Source organism: Streptomyces sp. NPDC051582 (assembly GCF_040681715.1).
Lineage (GTDB): Bacteria > Actinomycetota > Actinomycetes > Streptomycetales > Streptomycetaceae > Streptomyces.
This window is the reverse complement of record NZ_JBFAZJ010000011.1, coordinates 22002-36629: the sequence shown is the minus strand read 5'-3', so window position 1 is coordinate 36629 and position 14628 is coordinate 22002. Positions and strand designations below refer to the sequence as shown.

At 73.8% G+C, this 14628-nt stretch carries 12 protein-coding genes; 6 read left to right on the top strand and 6 right to left on the bottom strand.

Annotation, left to right across the window (positions count from 1 at the left end; genetic code table 11):
- Positions 1 to 37: 37 nt before the first annotated feature.
- Complete coding sequence (locus AB0M92_RS16285) at positions 38 to 1246, bottom strand: glycine C-acetyltransferase (RefSeq protein WP_366102798.1); 1209 nt, start codon at positions 1244 to 1246, stop codon at positions 38 to 40.
- Between the two features lie 135 nt (positions 1247 to 1381).
- Complete coding sequence (gene tdh, locus AB0M92_RS16280) at positions 1382 to 2410, bottom strand: L-threonine 3-dehydrogenase (RefSeq protein ID WP_366102797.1); 1029 nt, start codon at positions 2408 to 2410, stop codon at positions 1382 to 1384.
- Positions 2411 to 2626: 216 nt separating this feature from the next.
- Between tdh and AB0M92_RS16275 the strand changes: the two genes are divergently transcribed.
- Positions 2627 to 3535: an alpha/beta hydrolase gene (locus AB0M92_RS16275; RefSeq protein ID WP_366102796.1), complete on the top strand. Its 909-nt coding sequence runs from the start codon at positions 2627 to 2629 to the stop codon at positions 3533 to 3535.
- Positions 3536 to 3612: 77 nt separating this feature from the next.
- On the opposite strand, the gene AB0M92_RS16270 is transcribed toward AB0M92_RS16275, so the two are convergent.
- Both AB0M92_RS16270 and AB0M92_RS16265 read right to left on the bottom strand, forming a co-directional pair.
- Positions 3613 to 4488, bottom strand: a complete 876-nt coding sequence (locus tag AB0M92_RS16270) for a class I SAM-dependent methyltransferase (RefSeq protein WP_366102795.1) — start codon at positions 4486 to 4488, stop codon at positions 3613 to 3615.
- A 106-nt stretch (positions 4489 to 4594) separates the two neighbouring features.
- A complete protein-coding gene (locus AB0M92_RS16265) occupies positions 4595 to 5527 on the bottom strand; it encodes a LysR family transcriptional regulator (protein ID WP_366102794.1) in 933 nt (310 codons plus the stop codon).
- A 208-nt stretch (positions 5528 to 5735) separates the two neighbouring features.
- Between AB0M92_RS16265 and AB0M92_RS16260 the strand changes: the two genes are divergently transcribed.
- From AB0M92_RS16260 to AB0M92_RS16250, 3 genes are all read left to right on the top strand, one after another.
- Positions 5736 to 7130 carry an MFS transporter gene (locus tag AB0M92_RS16260; protein WP_366102967.1) on the top strand — a complete coding sequence of 465 codons (1395 nt, stop codon included), beginning with the start codon at positions 5736 to 5738 and terminating at the stop codon, positions 7128 to 7130.
- The gene (locus AB0M92_RS16255; protein ID WP_366102793.1) at positions 7099 to 9279 is read left to right on the top strand and encodes a SpoIIE family protein phosphatase; all 2181 of its coding nucleotides are present in this window, start codon (positions 7099 to 7101) and stop codon (positions 9277 to 9279) included. The genes AB0M92_RS16260 and AB0M92_RS16255 overlap by 32 nt, the downstream gene beginning before the upstream one ends.
- Positions 9280 to 9603: 324 nt before the next feature.
- Complete coding sequence (locus AB0M92_RS16250; RefSeq protein ID WP_366102792.1) at positions 9604 to 11010, top strand: APC family permease; 1407 nt, start codon at positions 9604 to 9606, stop codon at positions 11008 to 11010.
- Positions 11011 to 11155: 145 nt separating this feature from the next.
- On the opposite strand, the gene AB0M92_RS16245 is transcribed toward AB0M92_RS16250, so the two are convergent.
- Together AB0M92_RS16245 and AB0M92_RS16240 are read right to left on the bottom strand one after the other, a co-directional pair.
- Entirely contained in the window at positions 11156 to 12958 is a 1803-nt protein-coding gene (locus tag AB0M92_RS16245; RefSeq protein WP_366102791.1) for a glycoside hydrolase family 15 protein, read from the bottom strand.
- Positions 12959 to 13053: 95 nt separating this feature from the next.
- Positions 13054 to 13611, bottom strand: a complete 558-nt coding sequence (locus AB0M92_RS16240) for a DoxX family membrane protein (RefSeq protein ID WP_366102790.1) — start codon at positions 13609 to 13611, stop codon at positions 13054 to 13056.
- A 144-nt stretch (positions 13612 to 13755) separates the two neighbouring features.
- On the opposite strand from AB0M92_RS16240, the gene AB0M92_RS16235 reads away from it, so the two are divergent.
- Together AB0M92_RS16235 and AB0M92_RS16230 are read left to right on the top strand one after the other, a co-directional pair.
- Positions 13756 to 14220 carry a MarR family transcriptional regulator gene (locus AB0M92_RS16235; RefSeq protein ID WP_366102789.1) on the top strand — a complete coding sequence of 155 codons (465 nt, stop codon included), beginning with the start codon at positions 13756 to 13758 and terminating at the stop codon, positions 14218 to 14220.
- Positions 14221 to 14261: 41 nt separating this feature from the next.
- The gene (locus tag AB0M92_RS16230; protein WP_366102788.1) at positions 14262 to 14588 is read left to right on the top strand and encodes a YkvA family protein; all 327 of its coding nucleotides are present in this window, start codon (positions 14262 to 14264) and stop codon (positions 14586 to 14588) included.
- The last annotated feature ends 40 nt before the right edge of the window (positions 14589 to 14628 follow it).

Genomic DNA, 14628 nt, shown 5'->3' with positions numbered 1-14628 from the left:
CGGCCGGCGGGCAGGAGCCCGCCGCGCCGGAGCGGTCTCAGGCGCGCGCCGCCGCCAGGGCCGCGCGGGCGTCGGCGAAGGCGGCCACCGCGCGCTCCACGTCCGCCGTCGAGTGGGCCGCCGAGAGCTGGACCCGGATGCGGGCCGCGCCCATCGGGACCACCGGGTAGGAGAAGCCGATCACGTACACGCCGCGCTCCAGCAGCAGCTCCGCCATCTTCGACGCCTCCGCCGCGTCGCCGATCATCACCGGGGCGATCGCGTGGTCGCCGGGGAGGATCTCGAAGCCGGCCTCGGTCATCTTCGTGCGGAAGAGCGCGGTGTTGGCGGCGAGCCGCTCGCGCAGGTCGCCCGCCGACTCCAGCAGGTCCAGGACCTTCAGGGAGGCGGCGGCGATGACCGGGGCGAGGGAGTTCGAGAAGAGGTACGGGCGCGAGCGCTGGCGCAGCAGCGCGACGATCTCGGCGCGGGCCGCGACGTAGCCGCCGGAAGCCCCGCCGAGGGCCTTGCCGAGGGTTCCGGTGATGATGTCGACGCGGTCCATGACCCCGTGCAGCTCCGGCGTGCCGCGGCCGCCGGGGCCGACGAAGCCCACCGCGTGCGAGTCGTCGACCATGACCATGGCGTCGTAGCGCTCGGCCAGGTCGCAGATCTCGGCGAGCGGCGCGACGTAGCCGTCCATGGAGAAGACGCCGTCGGTGACGATCAGCTTGCGCCGCGCGCCGCCCTCGGTGGCCTCCTTCAGGCGGGCTTCGAGCTCGGCCATGTCGCGGTTGGCGTACCGGAAGCGGCGGGCCTTGCAGAGGCGGATGCCGTCGATGATCGACGCGTGGTTGAGGGCGTCGGAGATCACCGCGTCCTCGGCGCCGAGCAGGGTCTCGAAGACGCCGCCGTTGGCGTCGAAGCAGGAGGAGTAGAGGATCGTGTCCTCCTGGCCGAGGAACGAGGACAGGCGCGCCTCCAGCTCCTTGTGCACCTCCTGCGTACCGCAGATGAAGCGGACCGAGGCCATGCCGTAGCCCCAGCGGTCGAGCGCGTCCTTCGCCGCGGCGACGACCTCGGGGTGGTCGGCCAGCCCCAGGTAGTTGTTGGCGCAGAAGTTGAGGACCTCACCGGGGGCCCCGCCGGCGGTGACCGCCACGGCCGCGTTCTGCGGAGTGCCGATGACGCGCTCGGGCTTGTGCAGGCCCGCGGCGCGGATCTCGTCGAGGGTGGTGCGGAGGTCTTCGCGTACGGACTCGAACATGGGCTTCGGCTTCTCCTTGTGCGGCGGAGTCGTGCGGCTGACGAAGGGGGCCGGGCCCCGCGGAGGGGGGAGGGTGGGCGGGGCCCGGCCGGAGGGAGATGGTTCGGTGGGAGGGAGGCGGAGGGCGGAACGCCCCTACGCCGTCCAGTCCAGGATGATCTTGCCGCTGCGGGCGGTTGCCGCCTCGTCGAACGCGGCCTCGAAGTCCCGGTGCGAGTAGCGGCCGGTGATGACCGGGCTGAGGTCGAGCCCGCCCTCCAGCAGCACCGTCATCGCGTACCAGGTCTCGAACATCTCGCGGCCGTAGATGCCCTTGATCGTGATCATCGAGGTGACCACCTTCGCCCAGTCCACCGCGAACTCCTGCGCCGGCAGGCCCAGCATCGCGATCCGCCCGCCGTGCGTCATGTTGTCGATCATGTCGCGCATGGCCTCGCCGCGGCCGGACATCTCCAGGCCGATGTCGAAGCCCTCGCGCAGACCCAGCTGCGCCTGCGCGTCGGCGATCGTCGCCTTCGAGACGTCGAGCGCGAGCGTGGCGCCGGCCTTGCGGGCGATCTCCAGGCGCTCGGGGCTGACGTCGGTGATGACGACGTTGCGGGCGCCGGCGTGCTTGGCCACGGCCGCCGCCATGATGCCGATCGGGCCCGCGCCGGTGATCAGCACGTCCTCGCCGACCAGCGGGAACGACAGCGCCGTGTGCACGGCGTTGCCGAACGGGTCGAAGATCGCCGCCACGTCCAGGTCCACGGCGGTCCGGTGCACCCACACGTTCTGCGCGGGCAGGACCACATACTCGGCGAAGGCGCCGTCGCGCCCGACGCCGAGGCCGACCGTACTGCGGCACAGGTGGCGGCGGCCGGCCAGGCAGTTGCGGCACCGGCCGCACACCAGGTGGCCCTCGCCGCTGACCAGCGCGCCGAGCTCGATGTCCCGTACGTCAGCGCCGACCGCGGCGACTTCGCCCACGAACTCGTGGCCGAGCACGAGCGGGGTCTTGACGGCGCCCTGCGCCCAGCCGTCCCAGGAGCGGATGTGCAGGTCCGTGCCGCAGATGCCGGTGCGCAGCACCTTGATCAGCACGTCGCCGGGGCCGTACTCGGGCTCGGGGACGTCCATGAGCCACAGCCCGGGCTCGGCCTTGTGCTTGACGAGTGCCTTCATGGGCGTGGCTCCAGGCATGCGGGAGGGGACGTTGCAACCACGGATGCGGGTGCGACGTATCGACAGGCACCAATCTGCCGAGCGCGGAGGTGATCAGTCCATCGAGGATTTCTTAAGCGGGTCGACAGCCCAGCTTCACGCCTATGCTCCTCACGTGAAGGGCTGTGGCCTGGGCAGGGGCCCGCGGCCGGGGCAGGGAATGGGGAGGTGAGGGGCGTGCCGAGTCTGCGCAGCAGAGCGCTGTCGGTCGCGCTGATCGCGGCGGGACGGCGAAGACGGTTCGCGACGGCGGAAGCGGTGCGCGCACGGGTGGCGGAGACGGCCCGCCGGCCGGCCTCGCACTTGCCGCCGCGCTCGCTGGGCCGCGTCGCCGACGTCTCGCGCACCTTCGTCGGTGCCTGGCCGGTGTACGACGCCTCGCCGCGCGGGATCGAGCCCGCGGCCCAGGTGCTGTACGTGCACGGAGGCGGGTACATCAACGAACTGGTCCGGCCGCACTGGTCGATGATCCGGACCCTGGTCACGCGGGCGCGGGCCCGCGTCGTCGTACCGGCGTACATCCTCGCCCCGCGCGGAACCGCCGACCGGACGGTCCCGGTGGCCGCGGACCTGCTCAGCGGGCTGATCGCGAGCGGCGGAGCGGGCGGCACGGTGCTCATCGGGGACGCCGCGGGCGCCGGGCTGGCGCTGGCCGCCGCACAGCGCCTGCGCGACCGTACCGGGGCCCAGCCCTCGCGGATCGTACTGATATCCCCCTGGCTGGACCTGACCATGAGCCACCCCGACCAGGCGGCGATCGAGGCGGGCGACCCGCTCCAGGCCCGGTCGGGGCTGCTGGAGGCGGGCCGGCTGTACGCGGGCACCCTGGCCACCGACGACCCGCGGGTGAGCCCCCTGCACGGCTCGTTCGCGGCGCTGGCGCCGATGACGGTGTTCACCGGCACCCGGGACGTGCTGACCACCGACAGCCGGGAGCTGCTGCGCCGGGCCCGTGCGCACGGGGCCGAGGTGGAGTTCCACGAGGAGCCGGGGCTGCCGCACGGATACCCGCTGCTGCCGGTGCCGGAGGGGCGGGTGGCCCGGGACCGGATCGTCGAGCTGATCAGGTCCGCCGCCGAGGAGTAGGGCGGGCCCGCGGCGCCGGGGCGGGGGCCGTCATCGCGGGGGCCGTCATCGCAGGGGCCGTCATGCCGTGCGGGCCGTCATGCCGTGCAGGTCATCAGCGAGCTGATCGGCCAGGCGCGGTACGCGGTCCAGTACGCCTCGTCGCGCGCGCCCTCGGCGGGCGGGGTCCGGTTCGGCTGCCAGCCGACCGTGGAGAAGCCCGCCTCGACGGCGGCTTCGGCGAAGTCGGCGTGCGCCCACTCGCGGAACTCGAAGTCGGCCGGGGGCCGGGTCAGGAACTGCGCCTTCAGCAGCGGCGCGTCGCCTTCCAGGACGCGGTCGACGATCCGGACCCCGTACGGCGACCAGTCGACGTGCGGGTACGCCCCGGCGTTCGGCACGATGGCCAGCAGCCGCCCGCCCTCGCGCAGGTTGGCGCGGATGGACCGGAACATGGCGTGCAGGGCCGACCGGTCGCCGGCCTGGTTGAACAGGTACACGGCGGTGGCCAGGTCGAAGGGGCCCATCCGCGGCAGCTTGGCCGCGTCGGCGACGACGTATTCGACGGCGGGGGCCGTCCCGGCGCCCCCGCCGGCTCCCGAGGCCATGCCCGCGGCACCCGGCGCATCCGCCGCACTCGTCTCACCGGCCGCGTCCGCCGCGCCCACCTGACGTACGGCGCCCACGGCGCCCTCCAGCGCGCCGACGCCGCCCCCGCCGATCACCCCGTGCGCGCGGGCCAGCCGGATCATCTCCTCCGAGATGTCCACGCCGACGGCCCGGCGGGCCCCGCCACGCGCCAGCAGCCGCGTGTTGTAGCCGTATCCGCAGGCCAGATCGATGGTGTCGAGCCCGTGCACCCCTCCGAGCGCGTCGAGCGCCCCGAGCAGGGTGTGGGTGTCGGCCGCGGCGAAGGCCGCCGTGGTCTTCGCCTCCACGAAGCGCTCGCCGATGGTGTCGTACTGGAAACGCATGTTCTGCCTTCCGTGGCGGGGTGGGACGCGTGCGTATCGTTCCCCGCACGCCCCCGACCAGGGCAGGGTGCGGCGGCCCGTCCCCCGGACGGGGGAGGCGTTCGGGTCAGTGCGTACGGCGTACGGGGTGCCCGGCGACCGCCGGGAGCAGTTCGCGGGCGCAGCCCCGCAGCCAGGCGTGCGCCGGGTCGGCGTCGTGGCGCGGGTGCCAGGCGAGGCCGAAGGGCAGCGTCGGCAGGTCGAGCGGCACCTCGAAGGCCTCCAGCCCCAGCTCGGTGGCGAGCGGTACGGCCTGGGAGGCGATCAGGCCGACGAGATCGCTCTCGCGCAGGATGAACAGGGAGGCGGGGTAGGAGCCGACGGTGCCCACCACCCGCCGGGACAGGCCCTGGCGGGCGAGGGCCGTGTCCACGGGGCCTTCCAGGCGGCCGCGCCGGGAGACGATGAGGTGCTCGGCGGCAGCGAACCGGCGTGCGGTCATCCGGCCCCGCAGCAGCGGGTGGCCGGCCCGGGCCACGCCCATCATGTGCTCGTCGAAGAGTCGCTCGACGCGCACCTCGGGGGATCCGCTGTCCACCACGCCGAGTTCGAGGTCGGCGACGCCCTCGCGCAGCGCCGGGGTGTCCACGTGGCTCTCCGACAGGAACCGCAGCCGTACGCCGGGCGCTTCCCGGGCCACCCGGGAGAAGAGCGTGGACCCGAAGGTGGCGGCGAAGGCGTCGTGGGCCAGCACGGTGAAGGTACGGGTGAGGGTGGGCAGGTCGACCTGTCCGCCGCTCAGGAACAGGGCCCGGGCCCGCTCCACGACGGCGCGGACCTCGCCGTGCACGGCGAGGGCGTGCGGGGTCGGGACCATGGTCCGTCCCGCGCGCACGAGCACGGGGTCGCCGAGGGCCTTGCGGATCCTGCCGAGGGTGCGGCTCATGGCGGGCTCGGAGAGGTGCAGGCGGGCGGCCGCGCGGGACACGCTCGACTCCTCCAGGAGGACGTCGAGGGCGACGAGGAGGTTGAGGTCCAGCCCGGATTGCGTCACACGCATCGATCCCTTGCAGAACTTGCACTGGAAAGCAGGTCACCCCAACCCTACGGTGGAGCAAGGGGGATGGCGCCGACCGCGCTCCCCTCCCCGACACCCCTTTCACCGACTCCGAGGAGGAGCCGTGCTCCGCCATGCCCTCAAGCGCGATGCCCGCGATCCCGACACCGCCGCGTCCGCCCCGGCGCCCACCGCCCTCACCCGGCCGGCGCTGCTCGTCCTGTGCGCCTGCGTGCTCGTCGCACAGGCCATGGTCGCCGCGATCAACCTGCTCATCCCGCAGCTCGCCGCCTCCACCCTGCACCCGACCGCCGGCCAGCTGGTCTGGGCGGTCGACGCCTACGTCATCGTCTTCGCCGCGCTGCTGATCCCGGCCGGGGCCCTCGGCGACCGGTACGGCCGCAAGGGCGCCCTGCTGGCCGGGCTCGGGCTGTTCGCCGCGGGCGGTGCGCTCAGCGCGCTCGCCACGGCCCCGGCGGTCCTCATCGCCGGGCGCGGGCTGTGCGGGGCCGGAGCGGCCCTGATCATGCCCGCCACCATGTCCGTGCTGATCCACCTCACCCCGCCCGAGCGCCGCGGCCAGGCCCTGGCCACCTGGACGCTGTCCGCCGGCCTCGGGGGCCTGGCGGGCAACGTCGGGGGCGGCCTGGTCGGGGAGTTCCTGACCTGGCGGGCCCTGTTCTGGGCCGTCGTCCCGCTCGGCGCGCTGCTCGCGCTCGCCGTCGCCCGTACGGTCCCCCGCACCCCGGCCCGCTCCGACGCCTCCGTCGACCCCGTGGGGGCGCTGCTGCTCGCCGGGGCGCTGCTCGCGGTCGTGTACGGGATCATCGAGGGGCCCTCGTACGGCTGGAGCTCCGCGGCGGTGCTGATCGCCTTCGCCGCCGGCGCCGGGCTGCTCGCGGCCTTCACCGGCTACGCGCTGCGCGCCGCCCGCCCGTTGCTGGACCCGCGCATCTTCGCCTCGCGCAGGCTGCGGGCCGGCTCGCTGGGCATCGGCGCCGCCTTCTTCGGGCTCTTCTCCCTCTTCTTCGTCAACGCCCAGTACCTCCAGTACGCGAAGGGCTTCTCGCCCGCGCTCACCGGTCTGGCGATCGTCCCGCTGACCGTCGGCATGGCGCTCGTGCCGAAGCTGGGGGCCCGGCTGGCGGACCGGACGGGCCCGCGGCTGCCGGTCGGCGCCGGGCTGGGCCTGATCGGGGCCGGGCTGCTGCTGGTCTCCACCGTCGACGCGGGCACCCCGTACGCCCTGTACGCCTGCTACCTGCTCGTGCTGTCGGTCGGCACCGGCCTGTGCGCGCCCTCGCTGACCCTGACCGTGGTCGCCGAGCTGCCCGCGCACCAGGCCGGGCTGGGCTCGGGGCTGAACACCGCGGCCCGGGAGATCGGCGCCGCGCTGGGAGTGGCGGTGGTCGGCACGGTGCTGGCCTCCCGGTTCCACGGCGATCCGCGGGACGCGGCGCAGATCGGCGCCTTCACGGACGCGATGGGGGTCGCGCTGCGCACGGTGGCCTCGGTGCTGCTGCTGGCGGCGCTCGCGGTGGTGGCCGGCTACCGGAAGGCCGCCGGAGCCCGGGATGCAGCGTCCGGCGTCGGGGGCGCATGCTGACTGTGTGACGGCGAGACCGGACAGCGGCCCCGCCGCCGACGCCACGGCCCGGGTGCTCGCGCGGACCTGCGTCGGTGCGGTGCAGGCCGTCGGCGGGTTCGCGGGCGGAATCTACCTGCGCTCGGGAGCCGAGGGCCCCTTGCTGCTGGCCGTGGTCTCGGGACTGCCCGGACGACTGTTCCGGCCCTGGTGGCGGATGCACGTGAACCGCCCGTACCCGGTCGCCGAGGCCTTCCGCTCCGGACAGTCGGTGCACCTGCCGGACGCGGAGGTGGCCATGCGGCGCTTCCCGCAGCTGATGGCGGGGCTCCCGTTCCCCTTCGGGTCGTTCTACGAGCCGGTCATGGCCGGGGCGGAGCGGTTCGGCGTGCTGTTCGTGCTGCGACCCGCCACGCCCGGGGCCTCGGTCGACGCGGCCGACCGGGAGCGGCTGCGCAGCGCCGCGGACGGGCTGGCCGAGGAGCTCGCCGCGCTGGCCGTGGCCGGGGAGCCGGTGTCCTGGACGGGCGATCCGGTGGGGGTACCGCCGCCGGACACCGCGCAGGGCGCCCGCGAGGCCGTGGAGCGGCTCACCCTCGCGCTCCTCTCCGTGGACCGCGCGGGCAGGATCCGCTACGTCAACCGCGCCGCCGCCGCTCTGCTGGGCCTGGACGCGCCGGAGCTGCGCGGGCGGGTGCTGTGGCAGGCCGTGCCCTGGCTCGGGCAGCCCGCGTACGAGGACCACTTCCGCGGGGCGTTCATGGCCGGGGAGCCGGTGCGCTTCCCGGCCCGCCTCGGCCGGCAGCCGGACGCCGGCTGGGTGGAGGTGGAGCTGTACCCGGGCGCGGACGGGGTGACCGTGACGATCGGCGCCGCCGAACCGCCCGGCTACGCGCCGGGGACGGTGGCGCGGTCGGAGGCCGGGCTCGGCTCGCCGGCCGACCGCGCCTCGGCGCTGTACCGGCCGGTGTCCCTGGCGATCGCGCTGACCGAGGCGGTCACGGCCCGCCAGGTGTCCGCGGTGGTCACGCAGGAGCTGCTCCCCGCCTTCGGCGGCCGCCAGCTGGCGATCTACCTGCTCAACGAGCGGCACCTGCACCTGGCGTGGGAGACGGGGTTCCCCCAGGGCTTCCTCGACCGGTTCGACGGGGTCGCGCTCGACGTGCGGCTGCCGGGCGTGGAGACGCTGACCACCGGCCGGCCGATGTTCTTCGAGTCGATGGAGCACCTGGCCAAGGCCTATCCGGGGATCCCGCTGGACGCCCACGTCGGGGCCCGCGCCTTCCTGCCGCTGATCGCCTCGGGCCGGCCGGTGGGCTCCTGCATCCTCGGCTTCGACGCGCCGCGCGGGTTCAGCCCCGAGGAGCGCACGGTACTGACGGCGCTGGCCGGGCTGATCGCGCAGGCGCTGGAGCGGGCACAGCGCTACGACACCGAGGCCGCGCTCGCCCGCGGGCTGCAGGCGGCGCTGCTGCCGCACCGGCTGCCGGTGCGCGAGAACGTGGAGACGGTGGGCCGGTACCTGCCGGGCACCCAGGGCATGGACGTGGGCGGCGACTGGTACGACGTGGTCGAGACGAGCGACGGCCTGCTCGCGCTGGTGATCGGGGACGTCCAGGGCCACGGGGTGGCGGCCGCCGCGACGATGGGCCAGCTGCGCAGCGCGGTACGGGCCTTCACGCTCGGCGGCGGTGCGCCGGAGCAGGTGATGGCGGGCACCAACCGGCTGCTGATCGGCCTGGATCCCGGTCAGTTCGCCAGTTGCTGCTACGTGCTGCTCGACCCGGTGTCGGGCCGGGCCCGGGCCGTCCGGGCCGGGCATCCGCAGCCCCTGCTGCGGCACGCGGACGGGCGGGCCGAGGTGCTGGACCTGCCGGGCGGAGTGGTGCTCGGCATCGACCCCGGCGCCACGTATCCGGTGACGGACCTGCGGCTGGCACCGGGCTCGGTGCTCGCCCTGTACACGGACGGGCTGGTCGAGCAGGCCGGGGAGGACATCGACCTCGGGGTGGAGCGGCTGCGGGCGGCGCTGGCCGCGGCCCGGCCCTCTCCGCTGACCGAGACGGCCGACCGGCTGATCGGCGGGTCCGGGGACTGCGCGGACCGGCCGGACGACATCGCCCTGCTGCTGGCCTCGCGCACCGGCGAGCGGGCCGACGCGAGGACCTGAGGCCCCGCCCGGAGTGCCCACTCCGTGGGCAGCCGGTGTCGCCGCGGGCACATGTCGGCAAAGCGGAAGAAAATTTGCCCGCGCTCCGCTGCGGTTCCCGCACCCGCATTCCGTGCAGCGTTTACGCGGTCTTAACGCCGCTGTGGGCCGCCGCCGCGGCGGCGGACGATGGAATCCGCAGCAGAACTGCTCTTGACCTGCGAATCCCGCAGGGATTCGATATCGGCCCGGGAGCCACCGAACCACCTTGCTGACCACCGCCTCGGAGGCGATACCGCTCCCGCACCTCAGTTCACCGCACCAGCCGATCGGAACCCCGCACCGATGTCTGAAACGATCAGCGCCCCTCAGGCCCTCGCCCCCGCCACCGGGCCCGTCCCCCAGAAGCTCAAGCGTTCCATCGGCGTCGTCGGCGGCACACTGCTGACGCTCTCGTGCGTGACGCCCGCTTCGACCCTGTTCGTCGTCGTGCCCGACCTGTTCTCCAGCCTCGGCACGTGGACCGCCCTCACGATCGCCATCGGGTCGCTGCTCTGCATCGGCGTCGCGTTCTGCTACTCGGAGCTCGGAACCCTCATTCCCAGCGCCGGCGGCGAGTACGCGATGGTGTCGACCATGTCGGGCCGGCTGGCCGGCTGGCTGGTGTTCGTCCTGTCCCTGCTGGTCGTGATGATCGTGCCGCCGGTGATCGCCATGGGCACGGCCGACTACCTCGCGCCGATCGTGCACATACCGGCCCCGGTCGCGGGCGGCGGCGTGATGCTGCTGGCCACCCTCGCCGGCCTCCTCGACCTGCGCGCCAACGCCTGGATCACCGGCATCTTCCTGGTGCTGGAGGTCGTCGCGGCCGCGCTGGTGGCCGTACTGGGCTTCGCGCACAGCGAGCGCGGCGCCGACGCGCTGGTGCACGGCACGGTCGCCGCCGAGGGCGGCGGCACGTCCACGGTGACCGCGATGATGGTGGTCTCCGGGCTCGCCATCGCCCTGTTCATCACCCAGGGCTTCTCGACCGCCGTCTACCTGTCGGAGGAGCTGGAGAACCCGCGGCGCAACGTCGCCCGTACGGTGCTCGCGACCCTCGCCATCTCCACTGCCGTCATCCTGATCCCGGTCATCGCCATCACCGTCGGCGCCCCCGACCTCTCGGCGCTGACCGAGGGCGACCTGGGCGGGATGGTCACCGCCTGGTCCAACTCGGCCGTCGGCACCTTCGTCAGCCTCTGCGTCGCCCTCGCCATCATCAACGCGGGCATCGTCATGGTGATCCAGAACTCGCGCGTGCTCTTCGCCTCCGCCCGCGACAAGGCCTGGCCGGAGCCGGTCAACCACGCGCTGTCCAAGCTGGGCCGCTTCGGCTCCCCCTGGGTGGCCACGCTCCTCGTCGGCGTCCCTGGCGCGGCCCTGTGCTTCGTCAACCTCGACACCCTGTACGGCGTCACCGGCGTCTCGGTGACCGGCATGTACCTGCTGGTCGCGGTGGCCGCGCTGTTCGCCCGGCGCGGGGCGCACCGCGAGGTGGCCGCCTGGCGGATGCCGCTGTGGCCGGCCGTGCCGATCGCGCTGATCGCCGTACTGGCGTACATCCTGACGCAGCAGGAGACCCAGTACCTGCTGTGGACCGGCGGGATCGTGGCCGTGGCCACGCTGTACTGGGCGCTGTACCTGCGGCCCCGCCAGGACACCCGCTGGCTGGTCAGCATCCCCGAGGACGACGAGCCCGCCCTCGTCTGATCCGCTCCCGCGCGCGAGGGGCGGGGCGGTACGGGTTCGGTTCCCGTGGGCCCCGCCCCTCGTGATGACGGCCTCGCCGAAGGGCGCGTCCGCCGCGTGCTCGCGACAGGCCGCCGCGCCCGACCCCTGCGCCCGCGGCGGGTGGTCAGCCGGCGGGGGGGCCGGTGGGGCGGCCCAGGGTGATGGCCGTGTTCACCAGACCGACGTGGCTGAACGCCTGCGGGAAATTTCCGAGTTGGCGGCCGGCCACCGGGTCGTACTCCTCGGCGAGCAGCCCCACGTCGTTGCGGACGGCCAGCAGCCGCTCGAACAGTTCCCGCGCCTCCTTGTCCCGCCCGGTCATGTGCAGCGCGTCGGCGAGCCAGAACGAGCAGGCCAGGAAGGCCCCTTCGCCGCCGGGCAGCCCGTCGACGGACGGCCCTTCGGTGCTGTAGCGGCGGACCAGGCCGCTGCTGCCCAGCTCGGCCCGGACCGCGTCCACCGTGCCGATCACGCGCGGGTCGTCGGGCGGCAGGAACCCGACCCGCGGGATGAGCAGCGTGGCCGCGTCGAGCTCGCGGGAGCCGTAGTACTGCGTGAAGGTGCCGCGTACCGGGTCGAAGCCGTTCTCGATCACGTCGCGGTGGACCTCGTCCCGCATGGTCCGCCACCGGTCGACGTCTCCCAGCAGCGAGGGGTCGCTCTCCATCGTGCGGACGGCCCGGTCCGCGGCGACCCAGGCCATGACCTTGGAGTGCACGAAGTGCCGGCGTGGACCGCGCACCTCCCACAGGCCCTCGTCCGGCCGCCGCCAGTTGCGCTCCAGGAAGTCCAGGAGCGCGAGCTGGATCCGCCAGGCGTGCCGCTCCCCGGGCAGGCCGTTGGACCTGGCCAGGTAGAGGGAGTCGAGGACCTCCCCGTAGACGTCGAGCTGGAGCTGGTCCACGGCGGCGTTGCCGACCCGGACCGGGGCGGAGGAGGCGTAGCCGCGCAGCCACGGCAGGTCGAATTCGGGGATCCGTCGCTCGCCGCCGATGCCGTACATGATCTGGAGGTCGGCCGGGTCGCCGGCGATCGCGCGCAGCAGCCAGGCCCGCCAGGCGCGGGCCTCGTCCAGGAATCCGGTCTCCAGGAGGGAGCCGAGGGTCAGGGTGGCATCGCGCAGCCAGCAGTACCGGTAGTCCCAGTTGCGGACGCCGCCGATCTCCTCGGGCAGGGAGGTCGTGGCGGCGGCCGCGATGCCGCCGGTCGGGGCGTAGGTGAGGGCCTTGAGGGTGATCAGGGAGCGGGTGACGGCCTCCTCGTACGGGCCCTCGTAGGTGCACTGGGCCGACCAGTCCCGCCAGTCGGCCAGGCTGGTGCGCAGTGCCTCGTACGGGTCGCAGCGCTCGGGGCGCGGTTCGTGCGAGGCGTGCCAGGTGAGGACGAAGGCGACCCGTTCGCCGGCGGCGAGGCTGAACTCCGAGCAGGTGCTGTTGGCCTCGCCCCAGGTGGGCACGGCCGGTTCGCTGCGGAACCACGCGGAGTCGGGCCCGGCGACGGCGACCCGCTCACCGTCCACGCGCCGGACCCACGGGACGACGTTCCCGTAGTCGAACCGCAGGCGCAGCACGCTGCGTACGGTGACCTCGCCGCTCAGGCCCTCGACGATGCGCATCACGTCGGGGGCGTCGTCGCGCTGCGGCATGAAGTCGACGACCTTGAACGAGCCGCCTTCGGGCGTCTCCCAGTACGACTCCAGGACCAGCGAGCCGTCGACGTAGGCGCGGCGGGTGCACTGTTCGTCATCGGGGGCCCCGGCGGGGGAAATGCGCCAGTGGCCGTTCTCCTTGTCACCGAGGAGGGCGGCGAAGCAGGCGGGCGAGTCGAAACGCGGCAGGCACAGCCAGTCGAGGGACCCGTCGCGGCCGACGAGCCCGCTGGTCATGAGGTCGCCGATGAGTGCGTAGTCTTCGATGGGTTGTGTCATTTGTGCGCTGTTCCCGCGAATGCCCGGGCCCAATCAATCCGGGACCCGGGCACCCTCGGGCGCACGATCCGTGCGCGAGGATCCGTGCGCGAGGATCAGTTGCGTACGAGGAGCAGCCCGCCCGCGACGACCACGGCGAGGGCGACGGCGAGGAGGCCGTGGGCCAGGCGGTGGCCGCGCACGACGGGCAGGAAACGGTCGGCGGCGTACTTGCCGGGGCCGGTCAGCGCCACGGCGGCCGCGGCGACGGTCAGGAGCAGCTCGTACTCGATGCCCTTCGGGGCAAAGAACGCGCCGGCGCCGTGGACGGCGATCGCGTTGATCATGGTGCCGACGACGGCGGCCCCGGCGAGCGGGGTGAGCAGTCCGAGGGCGAGGCCGAGGCCGCCGAGGGTCTCGGTCAGGCCGGCGACCACGGCCATGGCGTCGCCCGCGGGGTAGCCGCTGGCGGTGAAGAACTGGCCGGTGCCGCTGAGGCCGCCGCCGCCGAACCAGCCGAAGAGCTTCTGGGTGCCGTGGCCGGCCATGGTGAGTCCGAGGACGACGCGCAGGAGGAGCAGGCCGGCGTCGTGGGCGGGGGTGGAGAAGGCGAGCGGGACGGCCGGTACGGCTGCGGCCTGCGGCTTCGTCGTGGTGACGGAGGGGCTGGTCATGGGGGGGGATCCTTCCGGTCGGGCGGTCCGGGCGGGGACGGAGTTGCGGTGGAGCAGGATGGTGCACAGGTTGTTCAAATTCGAACCGCCAGCCCCGACCCTAACGAGTGATTCAAATTGGAACAACCCGTGTAGGCTGGGCCCATGGCTGAAACGAGATGGCTGGACGAGCGCGAGATGCGCGCCTGGAGCGGCTTCCTGGCCGCCTCCGCCCTGGTGAACCGCCGCCTCGACCAGCAGCTCAAGGACGACTCCGGCCTCTCGCACCCGCAGTACGAGATACTCGTACGGCTCTCCGCGGCCGCGGACGGCGAGCTGCGGATGACGGAACTGGCCAATGGCCTGATCAATTCGAAGAGCGGACTGACCTACCAGGTCACCCAGCTGGAGAAGGCGGGCCTGGTCCGCCGCCGCAGCTGTCCCTCCGACGTGCGCGGGGTCTTCGCCGTCCTCACGGACGCCGGCCGGGCCCGCCTGGAGGAGGCCGCGCCGGGGCACGTGGCCATGGTCCGGGAGGCGCTGATCGACGTGCTCACGCCCGCGCAGCTCGAAGCGCTCGCGGACGGGCTGGGCGAGGTGAGCCGCCGGCTGCGCGAGCACGGTGGATAGCGTGGACCGCTCAACGGGTCCGAACGGGGTATAGGGGTGACATGGACTGGACGGTCTGGCTGACGATCGCGGCGGTCGTCGCCCTCGGGCTGGCGATCGTGGCCGGCGTGCTCCTCGTACGGGTCTTCGCCGCCCGGCGGCTCCTGCTCGACGCCGGGATCCCGCTGCGCGACAAGGCCCTGTTCTGGGTCGCGGTGATCTACACCGTCTCTCCGGTGGACCTGATCCCGGACCCGGTGTACCTCGACGACATCGGCGTGCTGCTGCTGGCGCTGCGCTCGCTGCACGCGGCGGCCGCGGCGGTGCGGCAGCCGGGCGCGGTGAAGGCTCCGGAGCCCGCCTCGGCCAAGGAGCCGGACCCGGCCTAGCGGCAGGGCGCCGCGCCGCCCCAACACCCCCTGGACCGGG